Below are 25,413 nucleotides of genomic sequence, written 5' to 3' on the forward strand. Positions count from 1 at the left end.
GTGCGGACCGAACGCCCCGCCCCACGGAGCTACAGGCTCCGCGCCCAGTCGCAGCCCATATCGACCTGCCGTCATCTCACCGGGGCCGGTCCTGTCCGCCAGTCCGCGTAGACGGCAGCGACCCCCTCGCGCAGTGCGACGGCCGGCTTCCAGCCGAGCGCGGTGAGGCGGGAGATGTCCAGGAGTTTTCTCGGCGTGCCGTCGGGCTTGGATGTGTCCCAGCTGATGCGGCCGTCGAATCCGACCACGGCCCGGACGGTCTCCGCGAGTTGACGAATCGTCAGATCTTCGCCGCAGCCGACGTTCACCGGTTCATCGCCGTCGTAGCTTCGCAGTAGTAGCGCACAGGCCGCGGCGAGGTCGTCGACGTGCAGGAATTCACGGCGCGGGGTGCCCGAGCCCCACAGGGTCACCTCGGCCGCGCCGTCGCGCTTCGCCTCGTGGAAGCGGCGGATCAGGGCGGGCAGGACGTGCGAGGTCTGGAGGTCGAAGTTGTCGCCCGGTCCGTAGAGATTGGTCGGCATCGCGGAGATGTACGAGGCGCCGTACTGCCGCCGGTAGGACTGGATCTGAACGATCCCGGCGATCTTGGCGAGCGCGTACGGCTCGTTGGTCGGCTCCAGCGGGCCGGTGAGCAGCGCTTCCTCGCGGATCGGCTGTTCGGCGAGCTTCGGGTAGATGCAGGACGACCCGAGGAAGAGCAACCGGCCGACTCCGGCGGCGTACGAACCCGCGATCACGCTCAGCTGGATGCGCAGATTGTCCTCGATGAACGGCACAGGGAAGTTGCTGTTGGCCATGATGCCGCCGACCTTCGCCGCGGCCAGCACCACCGCGTCCGGGCGGACGTCCGCCAGGAATCTTCCGGTCCGCGTGGCGTCGCGCAGATCGAGTTCACCGCGGCCACGGGTGATCACCTCATGACCGTCGGCGGCGAGCCGGCGGCTGACCGCCGACCCGACCAGACCACGGTGTCCCGCCACGAAAATGCGGGCACGGGGCGGCAGCCAGACCTGCTCGGCGGCCACGCCGACCCCCGTTCGAGGGGGCGCCTCCCGGATCGGCTCATGCGTCATGGCAGGAGTTGCGCCTGCGCCGTCCTCGGGTCGCCACTGCGGAGCCAACATGGGTTCACCAGTCGGAGCGGCTGGGCTTGCCGTTCCGAACGGCATCCATTCCCGCCGGCCGCATCGTTGACGCACTTTGAAGGGCCGGGGGTTCAGCGGGTGTCACGTGCCCCTCATTGCGCAGCAGCCGGGAGAATGCGCCGGTCGTATGGCGCTGCGGCCGATAGGCGTACGCGTAGCCGTAGGCCCCCTCCTCGCCTTTCTGCGGAGCCATATTGAAGATCGTGCCCAGTACGGGAGTGCCGCCACGCCGAAGTGTGTCCAGGGCAGCAGCGACCTGGGTACGGCCGGTGCGGGCAGCCCGCACCACCAACACGTAACCGTCCACCACCGGGGCCATCGCCGCGGTATCCGCGACCGGGAGCACCGGCGACGTGTCGATCACGATGTGGTCGAACTCCTCCGAAAGGGTGGCCAGCACGCTACGGAACTGCTCGCTGCCCAGCAGTTCCGCCGGATTGGGCGGCACCGCCCCACTGGTCAGAACCGAGAACGTACCGGTGGACTGCAGCACCTGCTGCACATGTGCCTGGCCGATCAAACAGGACGTCAGCCCGGCATCTCCGACCAGGCCGAGAGACCGTGCCACGGTGGGGCGGCGCAGATCGGTCTCGACCAGGCACACCTTGGCACCCGCCTCTGCCATCGCGGCGGCCAGATTGACCGCGACGCTGGTCTTGCCCTCTCCGGGGAGCGCGCTGGTCACCGCGATCACCTTGGGTGCCCTGTCCACGTCCACGAACCGAAGGTTGGTGCGCAGCTGCCGGAAGCCCTCGGCACGCATACCGTGCATGTCGTCCCGCGCAGCCACCAGATGCCGGGCATTGCGCGCGTCGTGCACGATGCTGCCGAGAACCGGAGGCCCGCCGGCCTTCGCCATCAAGTCGGCCAAGGCCTGGCTGGTGCGTACCGAGGTGTCCAGCGATTCACGCAGGACCGCGCAACCCGCCCCGAGCGCCAGCCCGGCAAGCAGACCGAGCGCGAGATTCACGAGAGGACGCGGCGAGAAGGGCGCAGTGGGCGTGGACGCGGGCTCCGTGACACTCAGCCTCACCGGGGAGTACTCCGCGTTGGCCGGCCGCTCCAGCTCGCTGACCATGCCGGCGAAGCGCTCGGCCACGGCGTTGCTGATCAATGCCGCCCGGCTCGGCCTGGTGTCGGTGACGGTGATCCGGAGCAGCACCGTATCGAGCTGCGCGGATGCGGAGATCCTGCTGGCCAGTTGAGCTGGCGTCATACCGAGTTTCAGCGACCTGACGACGGGGCGCGTCACCAGGGGACTGGTGGCCATCTTCGCGTATGACTGCACCCGCGCTTGGGTGAAGACGTTCCCCTGGTTCAGCTGGGCCGTGTCGACTCCGTCCTGCATGGAGACGAAGAGCGTGGTGCTGGCCCGGTACTCGGGCGTGACGGCGTAGGTGCCCAGTACGCCGAGCCCTGTGCCCAGCAGGGTCAGTGCAGCGATGACGCGCCAGCGGCGAGAGAGGACCCGTAGGTAGTCGCGCAGATCCAAGATGTCCGTCCCCGGTCGGAGCCAGTGAGTACAAAGCCACACCTTATGACCAGAAACAGGCAAATGCGACACATGATCCTAATTGCCATCCTTTGAGTCGGCGGGTCCGTACGCTGACAGGGCCCCACATGACAGCCCATCAGCAGGGAGTGCGTGTGACAGCCAAGACGGCGCTCATCACCGGCATCACCGGCCAGGACGGTTCCTACCTCGCGGAGCTACTGCTGCAGAAGGGCTACCAGGTGCACGGAATCGTCCGACGCGCCTCCACCTTCAACACGCACCGCATCGATCACCTCTACCGCGACCCGCACGACCCCGAAGCCCGCCTGTTCCTCCACTACGGCGACCTCACGGACGGCACCCGGCTCGCCGGCCTCCTGGAGCAGATCCGGCCCGACGAGGTCTATCACCTCGCCGCCCAGTCACACGTCCGGGTCTCCTTCGACGAGCCCGAATTCACCGGCAACACCACCGGCCTGAGCACCACCCGCCTCCTTGAGGCCATCCGGGCGATCAACCTCCCCTGCCGCTTCTACCAGGCCTCCAGCTCCGAGATGTTCGGCGCGACGCTGCCGCCCCAGCACGAGGGCACCGCCTTCCACCCCCGCTCCCCGTACGGCGTCGCCAAGGTCTACGCCTACTGGGTGACCCGGAACTACCGGGAGGCATACGGCATCTACGCCGTCAACGGCATCCTGTTCAACCACGAGTCGCCGCGCCGCGGACCCACCTTCGTCACCCGGAAGGTGGCCATGGCCGCCGCCCGCATCAAGGCCGGCCTGCAGGACGAGCTCTACCTGGGCAACCTCGACGCCCGCCGCGACTGGGGATACGCGCCGGAGTACGTCGAGGCGATGTGGCGCATGCTGCAGCAGGACGTACCCGACGACTTCGTCATCGCCACCGGCACCAGCTACAGCGTGCGCGACTTCGTCGAGGAGTGCTTCGCCCACGCCGGCCTCGACTGGCGCGACCACGTCCGCTTCGACAACCGCTACCTGCGCCCGACTGAGGTCGACGACCTGGTCGGCGACGCCTCCAAGGCCGAACGGGTGCTGGACTGGCGGCCGACGGTGTACGGTCGGGAACTTGCCCGCCTTATGGTCGACGCGGAGCTGGCAGGCCTGGAACAGCCGAGGGGTCTCGGGGCCGCGGCCTGCCTGGCCCCGGAGACAGACGCTCCGGCTCTGGTGGCTCCGTAGCAGGGAAGACCCGGCGCCGTGTGCTCCTGTCCCCAGTCCCCGCCAGGGTTCCGGTCAGACGGCTTTCACGGCGCCGCGCCGCCTGTCTCGGTTGGTCGTCCCCGCCGTGGGTGCACCGTTGAAGTCGGCCACCTCCAGCGCGACCCTGATATCGCGTACTCGCACTCTCCAGTCGCCCACCTCGCGCACGCGTCGCAACACCCTGTCGACGTGTGGCTGCCAGCGCTGCGGTGAGGCCAGGATGTCGAGCAACTGGTCGACCGGGGCACTCCAGTCAACTTCGACGACCGGGTTGAATCCCATCAGGTCCACAAGCTCTCGGGGCGCGTGTCCGACCATGAGGCACCCCGACGCCATGCTCTCCAGATAACGATGTGTCATGGTTTCAACGCGACCTGACCGCAGGGGATGGGTGATCGACGAGGGAAAGCAGACGGACACCACGGTGTCCGAGAAGCCATCGCGCAGAGCCCGCTCGCTGGGAAAGACGAGCTCTTCCCGCCAGCGGGCATAGACATGGCGGTGGCCCGAACGCCTTTCCAGCGCCCCGCACACAGCCTCGTGCCAGCCGTTGTGCCGTCGCCCCAGCTCCAGCACCCCGATCGTCCGTTCACTCAGAAGGCGTTGCGGAACATGCCACGACGTCCGAGTGGCCTCCGGCAAATGGACCACCGTCGAGTCCGGAAGGGCCCGCCCGAGAAACTCGGCGGACTGCTGGGCAGTGACGAACACCACGCGTGGCCGGAGCCGACGCAGTCGCACAGCGAACTTCTCCCAGAGCGGCTCCCACACATCCCAGCAGTAGGGGACGACATCCCCTGTCAGTGCCGCCGAATACAGCTCTCCGAATCGGGCCCCCATTAGGGGGACGAAGACAGGTCCGCTGCGTCGGCGCACTGGGGACGGGAGGGCGACGTGCCCCTTGGCGAGAAAGCGACCTGCCGTCGGGCTCACGGGAAGCGGCTGCGGGAGGGCCCCCTCGGCGGTCATTGCCCTGACGAGGTCTCTGACCACGTAGTACGAGGGATGGTTGTGGGCAGGGGGTACGGCCACGCGCAGCGTACGCAATTCGCGGTGACGGAACCCAGGAACGGCGGCTTCCACTTCTACAGTCTCCTCGGAGGCGACGTGGCGCACAGATGAAATAGATGCATAAAAAGTACCAATGGTGGCAAACTATCAAAAATATTTCATGGTGCTCTCAGTCACCGAGCCGCATTTTGGGAGAACGCATGTTCCTTGACGTACGGCTGCATCAACCAGCGGTGTGCTGATGGGCCAGCAGTCTGCGAAGGAACCGGCAGAGGAGATGCCGGAGGCGTCGAGGAAGACGACCCCCACCCGCCCGCTCAACGAGAGGACGGCACCCCTCCTGCGAGCCGCGGGCAAGTCGGTTGTCGCGAAAATCGTGACACTGCCCATCACCGCGGCCGCCATGCTGCTGACCACACGTGTCATGGTCGACTCTCTCGGGCTGCCCGGGTACGCCCTCGTCACACTGGCCGTCACTCTGCCGACAATGATTCCTCTCGGTGATCTGGGTGTCGGTGCGGCCATCATCAACGCGCTGGCGCAATGCCGCGACAGCGACCGGGAGCCCGTGCGCCAGACCGTCGTCTCCGGCGCGCGGACCCTTACATACGCAGGTGCTCTCATCGCGGTCGTGGGCATCGTTCCGGCCTGCCTGGGCGCGTGGACTCCGGCGCTCGGACGGACGGCGCAACCGGGCACCGATGCCTGTGTCGCTGTCGCATTCGCGGCGTTCGGTTACAGCCTCCCCTTCAGCCTGGGCAAGTCCCTCCTCATCGCCCTGAACCGGACTCACATCGCCCTCTTCATGCAGGCGGCGGGAAGTGTGCTGGCTCTTGTCCTGTTGCTGATCGCAGCCGTCATACACGCTCCCATTGCAGCATTCGCAGCGTCGGGCTTCCTGGCCCAGTGCGCGGTGGGCGTAGTCTGCCTGGTTCTGGCGAGCCGATTGCTGGCCATGCCCCTGTTGTCCCTCGTGGCAGGCACCTGGCGACGGTGTCAGCCCGCCAGCCGTATCCGCCACCTGACGGCGCCGATGCTCGTCATCAACGCCGGATCCTCCGTCGCGTACACCACCGACCGGCTGGTCCTCAGCCACGTCGCCGACCCCGCGGCCGTTGCCGTCTACTCGGCCGGGGCGCAGCTGTTCACCCCGGCGATCGGCCTGATCGGTATCGCCGGGGTGCCGTTGTGGACCCTCTTCGCCCACCAGCGCGAAGCCCGGGACGCGCCCTCCCGTCGGGACCTTGCCACGCTGACCCTCTGTTTCGCCGCCGGAGGGGTTCTCATGGGCACGGCGTTCGTTGCACTGGGCCCCGCCGTCGGCTCGTGGATGGTGCACGACCGGGTCCATGTGGGGGCCGGTCTCATGGCCGCGTTCGCCGCCCTGCTTTTCGTCCAGGCGCTCAACTACCCGGTCAGCATGTGGCTGACGGATGCGGTTGGCCTGCGCTTCCAAGCGCTCAGGATCAGCATCATGGCGGTCATCAACCTCGTCCTGTCCATCCCGCTCGCGTGCCTCATCGGTGCACCGGGCCCGGTCATCGGCTCGGTGGTCGCGTTCAGTGCCGTTGTCCTGATCCCCAGCCTGCGAAGGGCCATGTCTCGTGCATGACACAAGAGCGAACCCCCCGCTCGCGGACGTCCACCCCAAAGACCGACTGCCGGTGGGAGGTGCGGTCGACGCACACCCACCCGCGACCGCCGCCGCCACGGTGAACGGAGGTGACCTGCTGGCGGGGATGATCGCAGCGATCGTCGGTCTTGGAATGGCCTGGTCGCTTTACGTCAACGGTGGGGTCACTATTGGGCATTGTGTTCTGCTGGCGATGGGGCCGGTGGCTCTGACCGCCGCATGGGGCCAGAAATCGGGGCGCCTGTGTCTGTGCCTGCTTACCCTGTGGTTGCTTACCGCAGCGGCCACCGAGTTGGTCGTCCACGACCCCCTGGGGCACACCGTCTACGCGCTGTGCCGACCGATCACCGTGGCACTGAGCTTCTGCGGTGCGATGTGGGCCTTCCAGCAGCGCGGACGGGTAAAGAACATCTACGTCGTGTCGCTTGTGGTCGGTTTGGCGGGCGGCATTGCCTTCGTCCCGACGCCAGGACTCTCAGCGGATCCGTGGAAGTACGGATTCGGCCCCGTGGCCAGCGTGGCAGCCGCCCTCGTGGTGGCAACACCACCCCTCCGGGACAGACGATGGCTGTCGGCACTGGCGATGCTGACCGTCGCACTGCTGAACCTTGAACTCGGGTTCCGGTCCGAGTTCCTCATCCTTTTCGTGGCCGCTGTGGTCGGCCTGCTCGCCTCCCGGCGCGGGTCCGGTCCGGTCTTCAGACGCTGTGTGTTGCTCAGTGCTGCTCTGTGCGCGCTTGGCACTGTGGTCTACGTCGGCTACGGTCACGTCGCCGACAGCGGCCGGCTCGGTGCGCAGCAGGAGATGAAGTGGGAGGTGCAGAGCCGCGTCGAGGGCGGCCTGCTGCTGGGAGCTCGACCGGAGTTCATCGCCTCCACCGCAGTCATCGAGGACTCACCGCTGGTGGGCCGCGGCGTGGCGCCGCAAGTGAGCGTGCAGACGCGGTCCGCGTTCCTGGACCGCATGCAGGCCATCGGCGTCACCGTCCACGAGGGCATCACCCGCTACTACTTCGGCCGGGGCATGTTTCTGCACTCGGTGCTCTTCCAGGTGTGGGCCGAGACGGGAGTCCTCGCACTCCCTGGGCTGCTCTTCCCGGTGGGGCTTGTCCTATGGGCACTCGCCGCTGCGGTGCGGTCCGGATCCGGGTCGCCGGCTCTGATCTTCTCCTTGCTGGCCGGACAATTGGGCTGGGACCTGTTGTTCTCTCCGTGGCCCCGGCTCGAAGGGGTATACCTGGGGACTGCGGCCGCCGCAGCGGTTGTCTACCTGGCCAGCCAGCGGCAGTCGGGCACGGTTCCGCCTTCGGCTCAACGGATCCCGTCGAAGGTGAACGTGTAGGCGTGATCACCTGGCGGAGTGTCCGGCAACGTAATCAGGATCTTTCCATCGCGGCGGCTCCATGACAGCGGCTCTCCACGGTTGCCATGGAGCTTGACCTGCGAGTTTTCGCTGATGGGCACATCAGCAGGGATCGCGAGCCCATTTCGCGGCCATCCGAGCATGATGGTGTGGAATTTGCCCGGGGTGAGGGTGTGCCGGATGCCGGGAATGGCACCAGCCTCCTCGGGACGAGACCAAGGCGAGGATCCGTAGATCCCCTCTCCGTTCATGTCGAGCCAGGCTCCGATGGCTCGCAGCCGGTCAAGCGCCACGTCAGGGATGGTGCCGTCAGCCCGCGGCCCGACGTTGAGCAGAAGGTTGCCGTTCTTGCTGACTACATCGACGAGCAGGTGGACCAGATACTCGGAGGTCTTGAAGTCCTCGGCGAGTTCGGCCTTGTTGTAACCCCACGAGGCACCAATGGTGATGCAGCACTCCCACTTGCGCGGGTCGAGGCTGGAGTTGGTGCGCTGTTCGTGGGTGGCGAAATCGTAGTGCATACCGAATCGGTCGTTGACTGCCACCTCCTTCGGCCTGCTGCGGTTCTTGGCCTGGTTGTAGTAGTAGGCCAGCACTTCCTCGCTGTGCCAGATCCCGTCCGACGGCCCGAGCGACGGTCCGTCTCCCCACAGTAGGTCCGGGTCGTAGCGGTCGATGATTTCGCGCAGCTGTTTCAGCTCGTAGTCCCGCACGTAGTCGTCGACCGGAAGGTAGCCGGCGTAGGGAATCACCGCGCCCGTGTACGGATTACGCATCGGTCGGGCGAGGGCCGGATTATAGAATTCCCCGAGCGAGTAGTAGAGGCCTGGGCGCACTGTTCCGCGGCGCCGTGCTGCTGAGACAAGCTCGCCCACCAGGTCGCGGTGTAGGCCCATGGCCACAGAGTGACGGTTTGTTACGACGCTGGGGTACACGGCGAATCCGTCATGGTGCTTGCTGGTGACCACAAAATAGCGCGCGCCGGCACTCTCGAACAGCCGCACCCACTCGTCGGGGTTGTAATTCTCGGCCTTGAACTGAGGAATGAACGCATCATAGGGAAAGTCAGGTCCGTAGATGGTCCGGTGAAGGTTGTACTCTGCGGAGCCCACCTGGTTGATGCGCCGCAAATACCACTCCGCAGCGGACTTCCGGACCCCGCCGGCGGGCACGGAGTATACGCCCCAGTGGATGAAGACTCCAAATTTGGCGTCCTTGTGCCATTGAGGCACGGGATGGGTGTCGAGTGATGCCATGGTCGGCTGATAGTCCGACGCGCTGGAACTCGTTGGTTTGGCCAGCGCATTCGCAACCTGTTTCGGACCAGCAGAGCCCCCGCGCTTGCAACCGCACTAGCCATAATCCGCCGACGAGGCAATCCCTGCGAGTCCAAAGGGGTGGTGCCATTGCTTCCACTGCCTGAGATAGTCACCTTCCGAAGCGTAGCCTCGGGAGTTCGGAAACATCGTACTGAGGAACCGAATGCGTTCCGAAATCCACCCGTACAGCAGAGGACAGGACTCAGAGACGGCCGGCTCCCTCATCGGGTGCGAGAACGATGTTCTCGTAGCCTTACTCGCGCTTCGGCTGATGAGGCAGAGCCTGTCCGTCACTCAGCTCAAACGCCCGGTAGTCGTACGCGAGTACGTGCTCGATCAAATCCCGGCTGCTTGCGGCACCCGGTACGCCCATGTCTCCGACTTCGAGAGACACGACCGGCCGGTGCTCACTGAGCACATGATGCATTCCGCGAAGCACGTGCCCCTCCGCGCTCTCCACGTCAATCTTCACCACATGGGGAGTGCATCCCTGATCGCGCACGAAGGAATCAGGCGAAACGGCCTGTACGCTATGCGTACGCTCCGAGAACCCGGTACGGACCCCCTCTGACCGTGCCCCGAAGGCGGAGTTGAAGGCACTGAAGCATGGTCCGTAGTCATGCAGTTCGATCTCTGCCTCTTCCGACCACACAGCTTGGTTGATCGGCGTGATGTTGCTCTCGGTTCGCGCATTGGTCACCAGCACATCGTAAGTCGACTGAGTCGGCTCAAAGGAGAACACACGACCGGCCGGACCGACCGCCCTACTCGCCAACATACTGAAGTAGCCGACATGCGCACCGACGTCAACGAATGTCATGCCGTTCTTCAGGAAACGAAGATAGAATGCGCTCAGGTCATATTCGAAGAACCCGTTCTGACGCAATGAAACGGACACATCGTCGGGCAGCATCACGACGATCTGTTGCCCCCCATGGGGTGATCGCCTTTGCTCGCACGCTGTAGCCACGCTGCTTCCATTTCCGCACCTGCGACGGCGTGGGATATCCGAGCCGTACAGGGTGCCGAAGAGCCCTGTAGCGCAACCGGATGCGGCTCGCGCGAAGGTTCCGGTCCAAGGCTCGTAGCGCCCGCGTCCGGCCCTCGTCAGTGATCACGCTCATTTCGGCATTGTCTGTATGCGTCATCGTCACTCCTCTTGAAAGACCTGCGTCGTCACCAGCCGCTCTTCCCGGCCGGTTCGGAAATGCGCGTAACGCCACGCGCGTGCTGCGCTCATGACCAGGGGCCACCAGCAACTTTCCCACGATCTGGCTACGCGACCGAGGTGCCTGCGAATTACCATTCGGCGTTCTGCATTTGGTTCAGGATTGGTGACTGTCAAGGAGGTTGGATGCAGGCGGTAGGCTGCGAGCAATCGGGGAATATAGACTAGGACTCCTTTCTCACGCAGTCGAAGATGTAGGTCCATATCCATCGCGTAGCGCAGCGAAGGATCGAGGAGCCCCACCTGGCTCACAGCGTCTCGCCGGTATAGAGAGCCCGGTTGCCAGACGAAGTTGGGCCCAAATCTGAGAATGCTCGGAGCAAACTTCCCAGGGCGCATAGTAAACACGTGGTGCCCCTGGGCGTCGATGACCTGGACCCGGCCATAGACCATAGCCGCCGCCGGGTTCCTTTCGAGCTCTTGGACGGCGACCGACACAGCACAGTCGGCGAGTAGATCGTCGTCACCCAGCCAACCCACGTAATCTGCCTCCGTTTCCTCCCATCCCTGGTTGACCGCGTTGCTGATGCCGCTGTCTCGTTCAACCAGGAGGCGGCACTCGTACCGCTCGGCGAAGGCATGGAGCACGGACGCAGCAGACGCGGGGGCGACGATCACGACCTCGATCGGCTCCCGCTGACGCCTGATCGAATCCAGGCACTGCCGTAGGTAGAGAGGCCGTTGTCCCGTGGTTGGAACGACCAGTCGGACACGTGGCGGCACTGTTGTCATCCTGGTTTCGCCTCCCGGCTGTGCCGACCGCTGATCAAGTCGCGTGTCACGAGTAGCTCGTGGAGCCGATGGCCCTGTACCGAAAGATCGAATCTTTCTGTCGCGAGCTGCCGTGCGGCGCGGCCCATAGCATCCGCCAAGGAGTCGTCGGACAGCACTGCTTCCAACGCTTCCGCCAGTTCCCCGACATTCCTTGGCGGTACCAGGAGACCTGTCGTGCCGTGAATCAGGGTCTCGCGCAGTCCCCCTGTGTCGAACGCGATCACGGGACGGCCGTGAGCTGCGGCCTCGCAAGCGACCAGGCCAAGGCCTTCAGATGCCCCTGACGCGACCTCCGTGCTCGGCACACAAAGCACACGGTGCTGTCTCATGAGTCGGAACACCGCATCCTGCTGGAGCTTGCCGACGAAGTGGATTTTCGCGCTGGATGGTAAGTCAGCTGCCTGTTTCTCCAGCGCACTTCGCTGCGGCCCGTCCCCCACCACAGTCACATCCACACGCCGACCGCTGGCAAGTCTCCCGACGGCGGTGAGCAGAAGGCCGCATCCCTTGTTCTCAACGAGCCGACCGACGAATAGCACTCCGGAGCGCTCTTTGGCGCTGCCGAGCCCTGCGCCGTCCGGAATCGGCACTCCAAGGTAATGGACAGCGACCCTGGACGATGGCACTCCCGCTTCCAGGAGCCGATTTCTTAGAAAAGCTGACGCGGCTAGAAACAGTGGGATTTCCTCGATGAATACTCGCCAGTTGCCAGCAAGCTGCCGGGTACTCCATGACTGATGCCGCCTGCTTCCGCGCAGCGTCAGAAAGTCGGATCCGTGGCACATCGCGGCCAACGGGATCCCTACGGATTTCGCGACCTGCGAAACACGCCAGGCGCACTGGAGAAAGTGAGCGATCAGAACACTGGGGTCGAATTCTTTCAGGGCGCCATGCAGGGCGGGTGAGCGCCGCGTCGCCTTGAATAACAGTGATTGAATCCTACCGAAAGTGCAATCGGATTCGAGTACCCATGCCTTTCCCGGCGCCGCGATGTCCGGAACGGATTCGACACCGAATAGCCGGGAGTCGACCCCGCGCAGCGCAGCCAACTGGTTAGCAACGAAGGTCTGCGAGTAGGGAAGCACCTGCGGCGTGTACCATGCGACTCGGGGTTTCACGCCGAAGTCCTCTCCGGCTCGAACGGTGAACATTTACTCATTAGTCGCCTAATGTTGGGTATCAGCGAGCGCTTTCCGAAGTCGCCTGTCGAGTGGCCCACTGGGGAGTGGGGCTCTTGACGACTTTCGCTTCTACGACGAGGGCGAAATCCTGGCGAGTCTCCAACGCCCTGAGTTCTGGTTCGTCACTCTGTCCGGGCTCGAACCGGCAGATATTCGTAAAACCCGCCAATCTTAGTTCATCGCGTAGGGATTGGTAGTCCCACAAGTATCCAACGTGATGGCCGCACTCCTGAAAGGCTACTCGAAGCAGATCAACGGGATGATATGCCTCATAATTCTTCCGATTCGAGATCTCGATTAGGTTTCTCGTCTCATCGTCTCCCTTCATGTAGCGATCGACGAGGTACTCCACGTCTGGCGTGGCCAGTCGAATGCGCCCACCCGGGGCGAGCACGCGATGCGCTTCACGAAAAAGCCTTCGATTGGGTCCCATGCGCAGGTGCTCGATCACATTATCGGCATAGACGTGGCTGACGGAGGAAGTCGGCACTGGCCAGTCTTTGGTCGCATCCATATAATGCCGCGTGCGCCAGCTGATATCCGTATCGATCCAGCCGGCGCGCTTGGTGCGGTACGCGCCGATCTCGATCTTGTAAGGATACGATGCCGATGCCAATGCCCGGGAGAATCGGTAGCGGGAGATCGGCCGATTCACTGTACCCACTGCAAATTTAACGATTTCCCTAGGGAGAGACATGGCGACAGCGTAGTACGCATACAACGCCGGGCATTGCGCGGACACTCCGATCATGCGCAGATTCGCCCGTCTGCCTCGGTGGGAACCATGGCGTCAGCGCGGACTGACCGCGGCGTTTCCGCCGGATCTGATGGACGCCGTGCTGGCCATGACCCAGGATCGCGAGGCTCGGGTGCGGCTGCTCCCACCGAAGCTGGAGGTGCGCTTCGTACTCGGCCGGCATTGTTCTTGAGATTAGAGCCGGGTCCAAGCTGCGCCAATTCCACCGCCGGGGTACCAGTGGGCGTGGGGCTGTTCACGGAAGAACAGGAACTGACTTCCGGTCTCCTCTGCCCAGCCGGACAGGCCATCGGAGGCGTGGGCATTGTCGCTGAGCACCATGGCTTGTTCTGCGAGGCGCGGTCCGACGGCCGCCAACTCAGCCATCTCGTGGTCACGGGTGTGCAAACTGTCGTGCAGGAATAGGTCCACTGTGCCGAGCCGGCCGAGCACGCCGAGGCTGTCGCCAATACGGCGGTCGATTACGCTCTCATATTGGCCGGTGATCAAGCATCCCGAGTCAGGATTGACGTCGATTGTCGTGACTCGCCCTCCGCCGTTGCGCAGGACAGCCGCGGCAATTACGCAGGCACCGAGCCCTTTGTCCGTGCCGGTCTCGACGATGTGCGCGGGCCGAAGAGCACGGACGAGTGCATACCAGCCGATCCGCCGGCCGAGCCGGACGTCACCGTCGGCCAGGCGTCGCCGATCACTCGCTGCATTGGCACGCCGAATGTGGCTACTCAGCCGATGGTCGGACTCGACCTCATCAAAGTATTTCCGGACTTCTCCGACCGGACGAGCCGCCACTGTGGAAATGAACCAGGCCAAATGCTCTCGGTTCAATGGCGTGAGGTCATAGGTGAAGTTTGTATGCTCTCGCGAACGCACCAGCCAGCGAGCAGAATTTTGCAGCACCGCAGCGTTGTGTCGTCCGATCAGGGATACTCGTCCGGGAATGGCTGCCAATGCGGCGATCCGACTGCGGGCGACCTTCTGACGCAAATCCGACATGTTGTCGATCCTAGCGGCGGTTACCCCGTATATGCCTCATATATGTCTGTGTGTTGGGCCGCGCGGCCGAGTCAGTCCAGCCTGGAGGCGCCGAACTCCTACCCGTAGCCCTGGCGGACTCAGCCCCCACGCCAGCGGCGCGAGTCGGAATCCCAGGTCGTGGCCAGCGAGGTGCGCCTTTGCCCCACGGGAAGTCTCCTGTGCCGAGGGCGACTCCCCTCAGCCGCCCTCGCGCCCCAAATGGTGTGCAGGACTTCATGTGTCCCTCTCACCAAGCATGCGGAGAGCACCGTCGCGGAAGCGGGCGGCCATGCCTTCGACGGTGTAATCGGCGGCCGCGTCCAGGCATGCGGTGCGGAACGAGTCCAAGCGAGCAGGGTCGTGTAGCAGCGACGCGACCGCCGTCGCGTAGGAATCCACATCGTCTGGCGTGATCAGGGCATTGCATCCGCCGATCAAGTACTCGAACTCGGGAGCGTGCCAGGGCCACTCGGTCGTGACCACGGGCGTGCGCAATGCAAAGGAGTCCACCGCGCACAACCCGACCCGGCCAGGCATCAGCATGACGTCGCTTACAGCGCCGAGCAGCCCCATCTGCGACCGTGTGGCGTATCCCAGCGCGACTACGGGACTACCCGGCTGGGACGCGGCCGCCTCCACCAATCGACGGTCGGGTCCCTCGCCAGCGACCAGTAGCCGGAAGCCCGGAAGTTCGGCGGCGATCCGCCTGGCGGACTCCAGTAGGAAGGGGATGCGCTTGGACGCGTCCAGGCCGCCGATGAACAAAGCTGTGCGACCTGACCTCAGGCGATGCCGCTCGCATAGAGACCGCGCCTCAGCGTGCTCCGGTGTTCCCCGCTGCCCCGCCCTGTCCCGCACACAGGCCATCTCCGTAGTGTCGACGGAGTTGCGCAGCACAGTGATCCGGTCACGGGGGAATCCGCGTGCCGCAATGTGCGCGGCTCCTCCTTCGGAGTAGGCGAAGAACCAAGAACCCCGCCTGGTCATGATCTCCTTGAGGGACGACACAACGCGACCCACCGGTTTGGTGTAGGTCCGTCCGTGCCCCCAAAAGGCCACCAAGGGACCGCGTCGGGCCACAGGTTCGGCCAGTTGCCTCATCAAGAGTGGAAGCGCTTCCAGGTTGTGAAGTGCCTGTTCCAGCACGACCGCGTCGGTTTGGCGGGCGAGTTCCCCCAGCTGCCGCCACAGCAGAGTGCGGCCGCCCAGGCGGAACGAGTGCTGGTCCAGGGCCACAGCACCCGGCAGAGCGCCGGCGTCGCCGCGCTGGGCCTGTGAGCCGGTCGGAAGGCCATGGGCGACGGTGAGCTCGACTCCACCGGCGTGCAGGTCCGCCGTGAGCCTGCGGAAGAAAGGGACGCGGTAATCGGGAATGTACGGCTGGACGATGAGCAGCCTACGTCGTGTCACCGCATCTCCCTGGTCCAAGGCCCAGATCCGCTGTATCGGGCATGAGGGGCACCCGCTCTGGAGGAGATGGCGTTGGTGTAGACCTCGTCGATACGAGCCGTCCACACTTCCTCGGTGTAGTGCTGCTCGAAGACGCTCCGGCAGTGGTGACGCAGAGCAGGAAAGCGCTCCGTGGCATCCGCCAGCACCGCGTCCAAGGACTCGTCCCAGCCGACCACAGCGCCCGTGCCCTGCGTCCTTACGGCTTCGGCAACCCCTGAACCCGGAAAGGCAAGGACCGGCAGTCCAGCAGCCAGTGCCTCCGGGTAGATGAGAGGGGCGCCCTCCAGCCAGCGGCTCGGGAAGACCAGTGCTGTCCAGGACGGCAGCCTGCGGCGTAGTTCCGCGTGGTCGAGGGCGCCGAGAAAACGCACCCCCTCTGGGGCAGCCCGGCGGCAGTCATCGAGTAGCGGGCCGCTGCCCACCACGTCCAGCGGGCGACCGGCAGGCCAGCGCAACAGCAGCTCCCGGATGCCCTTCTCCGGCGTCAGCCGCCCGGCGAAAAGCCACCTCGCTGTTCGTTCCATCGGCACGTCTTCGGCCTGCCGGAGGACGGTGGGATCGGTGGTGAAATTGGGGACAAGGTCCATCTGCCTTTCCGGAATTCCCGCTCTCAGATACATCCTGCGGCTTGCGTCGGACAACACCACGACGCGGTCCGCGCGACGCAGCAGCGGGTCGGCCGCAGCACCGTGGCGGCCTGCCCAGGCCAGCGGCGCCGTGGCCGCCCGCGACCCCCGATAGCAGCCGCTGTACAGCCCGGCCCACCGGTCGCCGTCCGGGCAGCGAGTGCATGTCGCGCCGTCCCGGTGAAGCGTGGCGGCGGCGCACATGGGCCTGTAATTGTGCACCGTGGCGACGACGGGACCGTGCCATCGACGCAGCCAGGTCCGGCCGAAATTGGGGAAGAGGTTGTGTACGTGCACCACATCCGGGCGAAGTCGTCGGAGCTCGGCCAGGGGGGAGCAGCCGAATCCCGTGGCCACCGTTGCGGCGGCGCGAAGCGGATACAGCGGGTGGCTGAGCTCATCGGTGTACTTGGCCAGGAGGAGCGTGCGGTGGCCCGCCCTGCGCAGAGCCTCCGCCTGTGCGACCACCGTCTGGTTCTCCCCACTGGGGCTGCTCGACCCGTAGAAACTGTGCACCACGGCGACCCGCAGGCCGCTCGCACACGCTTCGAGTACCTCCACCGAAACCTCCAGCCCGTTGGCCCCGCTGACCGCGGGTGTCGTGCGGATCGAGCCGCAGCCGCCGCTCCTCCAGACGTTCCAGAGCCCTCTCGGCCGCTGGGCGGGAATCCGGACCGGAGTGGCGATGAACGGCGAAGTTAGCCAGCACCGTTATTACGACTACATGCCAGAGTGGAAAGTCTTGCGACGCCATGCAGTTGTATGTTCAGGATTAGGTACGTATTCCCTCTACCGGGTGTAGCAGTGGGCCGGAAGAGAGAGCACGGTCAACGCCCATCAGCCGGCCGTCTACCGCGTCGGACTGGCGGTGACGCCGGGGCGCGCTGGCCCTGCGCCAAACGGGTTGGCTCGGCGTTCGACGCGGTCCTCTTCCTGTGACTGCGCGTTAGAGTGCAAAACATGAAGCGCGACACATATGCCGATCGATTCCTCTCGGGGCAGGAACTCTGGGGAGATGATTTCACCGACGAGCAGATCCAAGAATGGTTCGCAGACGAACGAGAGGCGTATGCGGATCTTGGCAGTGCGGAACCTCGAACCCCCTACGGTTATAATGGGATTAACTCCTTCCTTGGCTTCAGGACTCTTCCCCGGCGCCGTTTTTCGCACGCGCTGGGTGTAGGGAGCTCCTTCGGTGAGGAGTTCTTGCCCATCCTGCACGCCGTCGACCGCATTACCATTCTGGAGCCGTCCGACAGACTACGATCGACCAATCTTCAGGGTTTTCCCCTGGAGTATGTCAAGCCCGTACCATCGGGAGAAATGCCATTTGAGGCAGGGGCGTTCGACCTTGTGCTCTGCCTTGGAGTACTCCACCACGTGCCCAACGTGAGTCGCGTCGTGGGGGAGATCGGCCGGGTTCTGGCACCCGGCGGATGGGTGGTACTCCGCGAGCCGGTTGTCTCCATGGGTGACTGGCGTTCGCCCCGAAAACCCGGGCTGACACTGCGCGAAAGAGGGATTCCTAGGCATATTTTCGAAACGGCAGTCGACCAAGCAGGCTTGTCCATCCGGTCGAGCGTGTTCTGCATGTCACCGATGACCAGCCGGATCGGGAGGGCAGTGCGCAGGAACCTGTATGCGACCCAGACCGGTGCTTTCGTCGATCGCACTCTCGCGGTCACCACCGCCTGGAACTACCGATACCACGCGACGAGAGCGTGGCAAAAAATTCGGCCGACCAACGTATTCATCACCGCCGAGCGGCGAGGCGACTGAGAAGGTGTCTGAGATCGGGTTATGGGGGCGGTTTTGCGTAGTGGGCGGGGTCCTTGGTGGACGGCAAGTCGACCTCGGGTGAGTCGGCGGAGTTCACGTCGGTCATGGCCCAGCGGATCACGGTTTCGGAGTGCGCCGGGTCGCGTTCGTAGTCGCAGGCCAGGCGACGTCGCATGGTGATCCACGCGAACGTTCTCTCCACCGCCCACCGCTTCGGCTGGACCTTGAAGCCCCGCTGTCCGGGATCTTTGTGCAAGACCACCAAGTCGAGCGGCCAGCGGCTAGGCCGAGCGGCGGCGCCGCGCTCCGCTCCGGCGCGGTTAGTAGGCACCGTTGCCGCTGACAACGGCCCGGAAAGTGCGGATGAGTACATCGAGGTCCCCTGCCGGGGACCAGTTGTCGACGTAGCGCAGGTCCAGGGCGACCGTCTCGTCCCACGACAGGTCGGAGCGACCGCTGACCTGCCACAGGCCGGTGAGCCCTGGCTTGACGCTCAGCCGGCGCTGTTCCACATCGTTGTATCCCGCCACCTCATCGGGTAGCGGCGGCCTCGGCCCCACCAGGGACATGTGCCCTTGGAGGACGTTGATCAGCTGGGGGAGCTCATCCAGTGAGTAGCGACGTAGCACTCGCCCCACCCGGGTCACCCTGGGGTCGCGTCGAATCTTGAATATGCGACCGTCGTGCTCATTGTCCCCGGCAAGCCCCTGACGCAGTTGCTCGGCGTTGCCGACCATGCTGCGGAACTTCCACATGTTGAACGGCCGACCGCCCTGCGCGATGCGGATCTGCCGATGCAGAATCGTTCCTGCTGAATCCAGTCGGACGGCGACCGCCACCACGGCGAAAATCGGGGCGAGCAGCACGATCAGCAGCGCCGCGCCCAGTCGATCGGTCGCCGACTTCAGCAACAAGGCGGGGCCGCGGCGGATGGGTGGCGCGACGTGCAACAGGGTGAGGCCGGCCACGGAGGAGACGTCAAGGCGGCGCCGGGCCACCTCGGTGATCCCCGGCAGTACGACAAGCCGACGCCCGTCGCCGTGCACGGCCCACGAAAGTCGCTGAAGCCGATCACCCGCCATGCTCGGCCCCGGCACGATGAAGACCAGATCGGCGTCGAGCTTGCGGGCCGCCTCCAGCACGAGAGAGGAATCCCTTGACGCGCGTACTGGCGGCTGCCCGTCCAACCGGGCAGCGATCGGGGCCGCCGAGACATGGTTCCCATCGCCGTATGTGCAGGCTCCGACCACGACGTACTCGTGGTCGCAATGCCGTGCCAGATGACTCACCACCCCGTCCACGGCGCTCGACTCTCCGATCACGAGAACCCGCCTGACGGCCCGCCCACTACGGCGCAGCGCGAGCAAGTGGCGGCGCAGCAGTGCCTGGCGTGCCGCAGTCATCGGGACACACGGAACCAGTGCAGCCAACGCCAGGGTGAAGTCGGACGACTCGCCTGTCATTGCATGAAAGGCAGCGAGTACTCCCACCAGTGCCAGCCAGTCCCGCAGCATGGAGGTGACGCTGTCGCGTTCTCCCAGGTTCCTTGACGAGTACCGCCCCCGCGAGGTACCGATCAGCAGCCACACCAAGGCCGACGACGCCGCGCACGCCCCGGCGTGCGGCTCGTTCGCCAGCCCGAAGACCAACTCTGCCGGCAGGGCTACTACGGCAGCATCGACGGCGACCGCCATCGGCAAGTGCCAGGCGACCTTGCCCCGGTGTCTTCGCATGCCGAGAGGATGACGTCGAGTGAGATGCGGTTCGACCTGCTCTGCTGATGCAACGTCAGGGCCGATTGCTCTGGACAGCGACATGTACCCTCCAACTGGGTCCCACGGATTGTTTGACTTCCCATGTCGTTCGGCTGGACGAACAGTGGTGCAGGGGGAAGGCCGATTCAGTTCCCCCTCATTGAGGCCGCCCAAGGCTGAGGAGCAGTTCGCGTGTGGCGTCGGACCTGCCGATCCGGCATTGGCAGGACCAGGATCACCAATCGGCAGGGAAGAGCACCTCGTACGCTCAGTACGCAAAGGCGCCCTGCACGGCGTCGCGGGCCGTCTGCCGAGCCACGCCCCAGAGGAAGCGCGCGTTGCCGAACAGGTAGCGCCGCCAGAGGCGGCGGGGCTCGCAGAACAGGCGGAAGATCCACTCCAGCCCAGAGCTCCGCATCCAGCGCGGGGCCCGCCGCTTGTGGCCGGCGACGAAGTCGAAGGCAGCTCCCACGGCCGCGCACACCACCGGCAGTCCCGATGCGAGTGCCGTCGCATGGACATCTTGTTTGGGCGTACCGAGTCCGACCCAGACGATGTCGGCACCGGAGGCGAGGATGTCCCGGTCCTGGTCATGCCGCTCTCGCACACTCAAGGGCCGGAAGGGCGGGGAGTGAGCGCCGACGATGAGGGCTTGTGGAAATCGCCGGCGAAGTTCTCGCTGCAGAGCATCGAGCACGTGCGGCGTGGAGCCCAGCAGGTAGTGCCGAATTCCGGCGACTTGACCGAGCGCGAAGACGTCCAAGAAGAGCTCTGGTCCACAAGTACGCGTATTGGGCAGTTGAGCTCTTCGGTGCAGCAATTGGTTGGCCCAGACGACAGGTTGTCCGTCGGGGAGATTGAGTCCTGAACGACGCAGGATGCCGTGCAGTTCTGGATCACGGTCGGCGAGGGCGAGCGTGTAGGCGTTGCACAGGTGCACGTCGGTACCTGGTGGCGCATCGGTGGTGGGGCCCGAGGAACGGGTAACGCGGTGCTGCAGGGCGAGCTGGATCACGTGACGGGCCGCAGTTTCGGGAGTGTGGGCGGTGATGGGCACACCCATGCATTCGACGACAGGGACATCGCCTCTCCCGGCCAGGACGGTCACGGGTGCGCTCCTGCGGGGAGCACCCGGGCGGCCAAGGCCGTTCCAGCTCCGTACACCATCAAGGGGCCGTCGCTCAGACAGCTGCTCAGCAATCGGTCGTACAGGTGGGAGCCGATGGAACCGGTCCCGCCGGTCACTGCTGCGCGCATGGCAGTCCTCTCGCCGCCGGGTCGACCGCCCCACCCCAAAGGCCGACCTGAAGTGTCAATGAAGGAACCTGAGCTGACGCCATATTTATATTTATATGTTCGGGATGCGCGAGGCCGCGGCGTCGAATGGATGAAGCCGACCCGCCGTCGGAGCGGTTCATCGCCCCGCTCGGCATCAGGCAGTACGCAAGCAGAATGCTCGGATCAGGCGCCGGAATTCCATGTTCTGAAGCTGCGCACCATGTGGGTCGGCTCCGAGCGGCAGCGCCAGGCACTGGCCGGCAGCAACGAGACCGACGGGCACCTGTTCAAGATCCGCGAGGACCCGCGCATCACCAGCACGGGCCGCTGGCTGCGGCGCTTCTCGCTGGACGAGCTGCCACAGCTGTGTCGGCGTTCACCGGGGACGCGCGCCACAGGCTGCTGGTCCGTCCCGGCCTCACCGGGCTGTGGCAGATCAGCGGCCGGTCCGATCTCAGCTGGGACGAGACCCTGCGCCTGGACCTGAAGTACGTCGACACGTGGTCGCTCCGGTTGGACCTGCTCATCCTGGCCCGGACCCCGGCGGCGGTACTGCGGGGGAACGGAGCCTACTGAGGCCGTCCGGTGCTTTTCGCTCCCCCATCCGGAGGGTTGTGCCGTGGGAACCGTTATCCAGGGCCTCCGAGGCCGTATCCATCCCTTCGTCTCACTGTCTGCCCAGCTGCGCCGGCAGCCGGGCGCAAGTCTCAGCTGAAGGAGCCCGAACACGATGTCGATATCTTCGATTCGGCGCATCGCAGTGGCGGCCTCCGCGGCCGCTCTACTCGCTGTTCCCGCAACGGTGGTCTCGGCGCCGGCCGCCAGTGCCGCCCCCTATCCACCGGGGACCGGTCCTATGGTCCTCAACGCCACCACGTTGATCGCGGGCAACGTGCTGACGTTCGTCGGGAAGACATTCAAAGTGGGCGAATCGGTCGCCGCGCGGTTCGCGCCGGAGGTGCGTACCGGAGCCGACCGGCCCGACCCGACGTTGCTGGCCGTCGTCAAGGCCGACGGCTCCGGTGAGGCGAGTGGGAGCGTAACCATCCCCCGGCGGACGCCGACCGGCAGCTACAGCTTCTCCTTGACCGGTTCGGAGTCAGGACTGTATCTGTCCGCAATCATCACAGTCACTGGGCTGCCGGGCGGTCCCGGGGACGGTCCGGGGCATCACTACCGTCCCGGCCAGCACTACCATTACAGCTCTCCTGGCTTTCCTTGGCTTCCCGGCTTTACCGGTTTTGCCGACGACGCGAGGGCGGGGGCGGGGTCGGCCCCGGTGAACGTCGACACGGTGCCTGTGGCCAACCACGTCAAGGAGCCGGAGAACGCCAAGGGCCGCACCCTGGCCGTGGCCGGCGCGGCCGCCGCGCTGGGCGCGTTCGGCGGGGGCGCGTACCTCATGCGCCGGCGCCGGCGCGGATGACGAGGGGGCAGCACGGCTGATGCCGCCTCGGGAGTGGTTCCGGGATCGAGCCGACAGCGACGTACGGGCCCGGCGACGCGTTGGTTGCCGGACCCGTACGTTGCTGTGGGGCGCTGTGGGCCTGGTGCTCGCCGGAGGCGCGTGGATCGTCGTCACCGGGGTGCTGGCCCGTAACGAGCTGCTGGCCGCGCAACGCGACCTGGCCCCGTTGCAAGGCCTCAGGACGGCGAGCGCGTCGGCGGGCGGAGCACAGGGCCTCGGATCCCTGGCGCCCGAGGTGCGTTCCGCCGCCGGCCACGCCGCGCGGGCCCACCGCTATACCACCGGCCCGGCGTGGTACCTGGCGGCGCAGGTCCCCGTTCTGGGCGACCCGGTGCGCACCGTACGCGGGGCGGCATGGGCCACCCACCGTGTCACCGCGGATGTTCTGCCCCCGCTGGTACGCCTCGCGACCGGCCTCACCGCCGAGGCCCGGGGGGCCGGCAGCCCCATCGACCTCGCCGCGCTGCGCCGCGCGGCTCCCTCCCTGCGACGCGCCGCGCGCGTGTCGGCCGACACGCGTACGCGTTCCGCCGGGCTGCCCCGCAACACCTGGCTGCCGGCCGCGGACCGGGCCCGTACGCGCCTCAACGGTGAGCTCGACCGGCTCGCGCCGGCCACGGCCGACGCCGCCGTGGCGGCGCGCGTGCTGCCCGCCATGATGGGCGCGGAGGGCGAACGGCGCTATCTGGTGATCTTCCAGAACACGGCCGAGGCCCGGGGTACCGGAGGGCTGCCCGGCGCGTTCGCCGTCCTGACGGCCTCCCGGGGAAAGTTGAATTTCGCGGACTTCGGCAATGACACGGTCATGGCCGACGCCCTCGCCACAGTGGATTTCGGCAAGGAGTACGACGCCGAGTACGCGCACAACGCGCCCACCACCACCTGGGTGAACGCCAACCTCAGTCCGCACTTCCCCTACGCCGCGCAGATCTGGGCGGACGCCTGGTCGCGGCACAGCGGTAAGAAGACCGACGGGGTCATTGCCCTCGACCCGGGTGCGATGGCGGGGCTGCTCGCGGTCACCGGTCCGGCACGGCTGGCCGACGGCACCACCGTGTCGGCCGGGAACGTGGTGGATCTGACCGAACGCGCCAGCTACGCGGCCTTCGCGAACACCATGGAGCGCAAGGGTTTCTTCCTCGACGTAGCCGGCGCCACTGCCTCGAAGCTGATCCCCGCCGCCGGCGGCCGGCGGCTGCCTGCCTTGCTGTCAGCTCTGCACACAGAGCTGAACGAGGGGCGGGTCACCCTGTGGAGCGCCCATCGGTCCGAGCAACGGGAAGTCCAGCGGCACCACTTCGCGGGCGACCTGCCGGACGGCCCAGCACCGTTCGCAGGACTGGTCGTCAACAACGCGGCCGGGTCGAAGCTCGACTACTACCTCGACCGGAGGCTGGACTGGCAGCCGCAGCAGTGCAGCCGGTACGGGCGTGACATCACGGTGACGGTCACGCTCACCAATCGGGCCCCGGCTTCCGGGCTCCCCACGTACGTCACCCAGCGGGCGGACAAGCCGCCGTACGCCACCAGGCCGGGGGACAACCGGCTGCTGGTCTCCTACTTCGCGAGCACGGGAGCGGTCCTGACCGGGGCTACGTTGGACGGCCGGACCGCGCTGCTGAACAGCGCCACGGAGCGCAGGCATCCCGTGTTCACCCTGGACATGGAGCTGCCCGCGCAATCGGCCCGCACGCTCGAACTGCACCTGGTTGAGCCTCCCGCCACGCGGGCGCCGGTCGTGCTGCGCCAGCCGCTGGTGCGGCCGTTGCAGGCCACCGTGCATCCGTACCCGCGGTGCGGCGGTTGAGGCCGCCGGTACAGGTCAGCCCCGTACGGCCACGGCGATCCGCTCCACCGACTCCGCGATCCGCGCCGCACACGACCGCGCCACCTGCTCGGGCGCCCCGTACGGGTCGGCCACGTCGTCGTCCTCACCGGGGCCTTCCGACCCCCTGCGGGCCCCGGCACCGCGGACCAGCTCGGCAGCCCGGTCCGGGGGCTCGGCCACCCCGGCGGCGTCGTCGGCCCTCAGGAGCCTGGCGAACTCACGCAAGGTGAACGCCCGCCGCAGCGCCCAGGCGGGTGACAGCCGCACCGCCGCATCGCGGTGCTCCGCCGCAGCGCCCAGCACGAGGTCGGCGCTTTCCACCAGCTCCACGGTCAGCCGGCGAGCGACCGCACCGCACGGGTCCCCGCCCAGCCCGGCAAGGAGAGCCGCAGCCACCGGGTCCATGGGGGTGCCCGCCCTTGCGGCTGTGCCGGCGCTGCTCACCCGGAACATCTCCCGGGACGAGCCCAGGCGGGCCGTCAGCAGACGCTCAGCCAGCGGCGAGCGGTGCAGGTTTCCTGTGCAGACCATGAGCACCCGGAACGGCAGCCGCCAGTGGCCGCGGGCCGACGCGGCGGAGTGGTCGGGCATGACAGCAGTATCGCGGCGAAGGTCACCTTCGTCCGTTCGCCCCGCCGGGCCATCGCCGTGCGCGCTCGTTTACGCGACCGAGTGGGTCACCGTACCCGTATAGGCGCCCGCCACGGCGGTGGGCGGCACGGCGACCACCACCGCGCTCTCGCCGCGGACTGGTACTCGAAGTCGTTGACGAGCGCGTTCGTAGCGTCGCGTATCCGACCTGGCCACCGACGAAAGCGCTCGCGTCCTGCGCCACACGTACGCCAGAGCGCAGCTTGAGGCCGGCAAGTCCGTCGCGGCTTTGCGGCTGGTGAAGCTGAGGCTGCCCCGGGATGCTTGCCCGCGACGATGACGACAGCGAAGGGAAAAGGGAGGGGAAGGGCTGGGGAAGGCCGTGGTGTCCGCAGCCGCTGTGCCGGGCGCGGACGACTTGTCGGCGACGGCAGCACGCCCCAACGGAAAACAGGGCCGCCCGGGGCGGCAGTCCCCGGGTCGCTCGCCCT

The 25,413-nt window shown here is 66.2% G+C and carries 23 protein-coding genes and 1 pseudogene; 9 read left to right on the top strand and 15 right to left on the bottom strand.

Annotated features, from left to right (window positions below; all coding sequences use genetic code 11):
* Positions 1-71 precede the first annotated feature (71 nt).
* Entirely contained in the window at positions 72-1,076 is a 1,005-nt protein-coding gene (locus OG607_RS13355) for a GDP-L-fucose synthase family protein (protein WP_405722849.1), read from the bottom strand.
* 55 nt (positions 1,077-1,131) lie between these two features.
* Positions 1,132-2,640: a polysaccharide biosynthesis tyrosine autokinase gene (locus tag OG607_RS13360; RefSeq protein WP_405722851.1), complete on the bottom strand. Its 1,509-nt coding sequence runs from the start codon at positions 2,638-2,640 to the stop codon at positions 1,132-1,134.
* Between the two features lie 155 nt (positions 2,641-2,795).
* On the opposite strand from OG607_RS13360, the gene gmd reads away from it, so the two are divergent.
* The gene (gene gmd / locus OG607_RS13365; RefSeq protein ID WP_405722852.1) at positions 2,796-3,845 is read left to right on the top strand and encodes a GDP-mannose 4,6-dehydratase; all 1,050 of its coding nucleotides are present in this window, start codon (positions 2,796-2,798) and stop codon (positions 3,843-3,845) included.
* Positions 3,846-3,899: 54 nt separating this feature from the next.
* On the opposite strand, the gene OG607_RS13370 is transcribed toward gmd, so the two are convergent.
* Positions 3,900-4,580, bottom strand: coding sequence for a glycosyltransferase (locus tag OG607_RS13370; RefSeq protein WP_405722853.1), 681 nt, complete (start codon positions 4,578-4,580; stop codon positions 3,900-3,902).
* A 538-nt stretch (positions 4,581-5,118) separates the two neighbouring features.
* Here OG607_RS13370 and OG607_RS13375 point away from each other — a divergent pair.
* Both OG607_RS13375 and OG607_RS13380 read left to right on the top strand, forming a co-directional pair.
* Entirely contained in the window at positions 5,119-6,489 is a 1,371-nt protein-coding gene (locus OG607_RS13375) for a lipopolysaccharide biosynthesis protein (protein ID WP_405722856.1), read from the top strand.
* Positions 6,490-6,616: 127 nt separating this feature from the next.
* The gene (locus tag OG607_RS13380) at positions 6,617-7,852 is read left to right on the top strand and encodes a hypothetical protein (protein WP_405722859.1); all 1,236 of its coding nucleotides are present in this window, start codon (positions 6,617-6,619) and stop codon (positions 7,850-7,852) included.
* Here the strand turns inward: OG607_RS13380 and OG607_RS13385 are convergent.
* The 5 genes from OG607_RS13385 to OG607_RS13405 form a co-directional block, all read right to left on the bottom strand.
* Positions 7,822-9,129 carry an alpha-L-fucosidase gene (locus OG607_RS13385; RefSeq protein WP_405722862.1) on the bottom strand — a complete coding sequence of 436 codons (1,308 nt, stop codon included), beginning with the start codon at positions 9,127-9,129 and terminating at the stop codon, positions 7,822-7,824. The two genes, OG607_RS13380 and OG607_RS13385, sit on opposite strands and share 31 nt — an antisense overlap.
* Positions 9,130-9,445: 316 nt before the next feature.
* A complete protein-coding gene (locus OG607_RS13390; protein ID WP_405736733.1) occupies positions 9,446-10,105 on the bottom strand; it encodes an FkbM family methyltransferase in 660 nt (219 codons plus the stop codon).
* A gap of 237 nt (positions 10,106-10,342) precedes the next feature.
* Positions 10,343-11,152 carry a glycosyltransferase gene (locus OG607_RS13395; protein ID WP_405722864.1) on the bottom strand — a complete coding sequence of 270 codons (810 nt, stop codon included), beginning with the start codon at positions 11,150-11,152 and terminating at the stop codon, positions 10,343-10,345.
* Complete coding sequence (locus tag OG607_RS13400) at positions 11,149-12,345, bottom strand: glycosyltransferase (RefSeq protein ID WP_405722866.1); 1,197 nt, start codon at positions 12,343-12,345, stop codon at positions 11,149-11,151. The genes OG607_RS13395 and OG607_RS13400 overlap by 4 nt, the downstream gene beginning before the upstream one ends.
* Before the next feature lie 28 nt (positions 12,346-12,373).
* Entirely contained in the window at positions 12,374-13,126 is a 753-nt protein-coding gene (locus OG607_RS13405; protein WP_405722868.1) for a class I SAM-dependent methyltransferase, read from the bottom strand.
* Here OG607_RS13405 and OG607_RS13410 point away from each other — a divergent pair.
* Positions 13,125-13,304, top strand: a complete 180-nt coding sequence (locus OG607_RS13410; protein ID WP_405722870.1) for a transposase domain-containing protein — start codon at positions 13,125-13,127, stop codon at positions 13,302-13,304. The genes OG607_RS13405 and OG607_RS13410 overlap by 2 nt on opposite strands.
* 2 nt (positions 13,305-13,306) lie before the next feature.
* Here the strand turns inward: OG607_RS13410 and OG607_RS13415 are convergent, their stop codons facing one another.
* The gene (locus tag OG607_RS13415) at positions 13,307-14,125 is read right to left on the bottom strand and encodes a class I SAM-dependent methyltransferase (protein ID WP_405722872.1); all 819 of its coding nucleotides are present in this window, start codon (positions 14,123-14,125) and stop codon (positions 13,307-13,309) included.
* A gap of 255 nt (positions 14,126-14,380) precedes the next feature.
* Positions 14,381-14,911 (bottom strand): glycosyltransferase, encoded by a 531-nt coding sequence (locus OG607_RS13420; protein ID WP_405722875.1) that lies wholly within the window; start codon positions 14,909-14,911, stop codon positions 14,381-14,383.
* Positions 14,912-15,238: 327 nt separating this feature from the next.
* Between OG607_RS13420 and OG607_RS13425 the strand changes: the two genes are divergently transcribed.
* Positions 15,239-15,424 (top strand): hypothetical protein, encoded by a 186-nt coding sequence (locus tag OG607_RS13425; protein ID WP_405722877.1) that lies wholly within the window; start codon positions 15,239-15,241, stop codon positions 15,422-15,424.
* A 128-nt stretch (positions 15,425-15,552) separates the two neighbouring features.
* Here OG607_RS13425 and OG607_RS13430 read toward each other — a convergent pair whose 3' ends face one another.
* Positions 15,553-16,785 (bottom strand): glycosyltransferase family 4 protein, encoded by a 1,233-nt coding sequence (locus OG607_RS13430; RefSeq protein WP_405722879.1) that lies wholly within the window; start codon positions 16,783-16,785, stop codon positions 15,553-15,555.
* A 399-nt stretch (positions 16,786-17,184) separates the two neighbouring features.
* Between OG607_RS13430 and OG607_RS13435 the strand changes: the two genes are divergently transcribed.
* Positions 17,185-18,003: a class I SAM-dependent methyltransferase gene (locus OG607_RS13435; protein WP_405722881.1), complete on the top strand. Its 819-nt coding sequence runs from the start codon at positions 17,185-17,187 to the stop codon at positions 18,001-18,003.
* 19 nt (positions 18,004-18,022) lie between these two features.
* On the opposite strand, the gene OG607_RS13440 is transcribed toward OG607_RS13435, so the two are convergent.
* The 3 genes from OG607_RS13440 to OG607_RS13450 all read right to left on the bottom strand — a co-directional run bounded on the left by OG607_RS13440 (position 18,023) and on the right by OG607_RS13450 (position 20,865).
* Positions 18,023-18,376: a transposase gene (locus tag OG607_RS13440; protein ID WP_405722884.1), complete on the bottom strand. Its 354-nt coding sequence runs from the start codon at positions 18,374-18,376 to the stop codon at positions 18,023-18,025.
* On the bottom strand, positions 18,324-19,736 hold the full coding sequence (locus OG607_RS13445) for a sugar transferase (RefSeq protein ID WP_405722886.1): 1,413 nt from the start codon (positions 19,734-19,736) through the stop codon (positions 18,324-18,326). The genes OG607_RS13440 and OG607_RS13445 overlap by 53 nt, the downstream gene beginning before the upstream one ends.
* A 289-nt stretch (positions 19,737-20,025) precedes the next feature.
* The gene (locus OG607_RS13450) at positions 20,026-20,865 is read right to left on the bottom strand and encodes a WecB/TagA/CpsF family glycosyltransferase (RefSeq protein ID WP_405722888.1); all 840 of its coding nucleotides are present in this window, start codon (positions 20,863-20,865) and stop codon (positions 20,026-20,028) included.
* Positions 20,866-21,228: 363 nt separating this feature from the next.
* Between OG607_RS13450 and OG607_RS13455 the strand changes: the two are divergent.
* The 3 genes and pseudogenes from OG607_RS13455 to OG607_RS13465 all read left to right on the top strand — a co-directional run.
* Positions 21,229-21,611, top strand: a pseudogene (locus OG607_RS13455) (sugar transferase); the annotation flags it as partial.
* 280 nt (positions 21,612-21,891) lie between these two features.
* On the top strand, positions 21,892-22,461 hold the full coding sequence (locus OG607_RS13460; protein ID WP_405722890.1) for a hypothetical protein: 570 nt from the start codon (positions 21,892-21,894) through the stop codon (positions 22,459-22,461).
* Positions 22,462-22,576: 115 nt separating this feature from the next.
* A complete protein-coding gene (locus OG607_RS13465) occupies positions 22,577-24,310 on the top strand; it encodes a DUF4012 domain-containing protein (protein WP_405722891.1) in 1,734 nt (577 codons plus the stop codon).
* Between the two features lie 15 nt (positions 24,311-24,325).
* Here OG607_RS13465 and OG607_RS13470 read toward each other — a convergent pair whose 3' ends face one another.
* On the bottom strand, positions 24,326-24,922 hold the full coding sequence (locus OG607_RS13470) for a low molecular weight phosphatase family protein (protein ID WP_405722893.1): 597 nt from the start codon (positions 24,920-24,922) through the stop codon (positions 24,326-24,328).
* Positions 24,923-25,413 lie beyond the last annotated feature (491 nt).

Origin of the sequence: Streptomyces sp. NBC_01537 (assembly GCF_045040445.1) — a bacterium.
Lineage (GTDB): Bacteria > Actinomycetota > Actinomycetes > Streptomycetales > Streptomycetaceae > Actinacidiphila.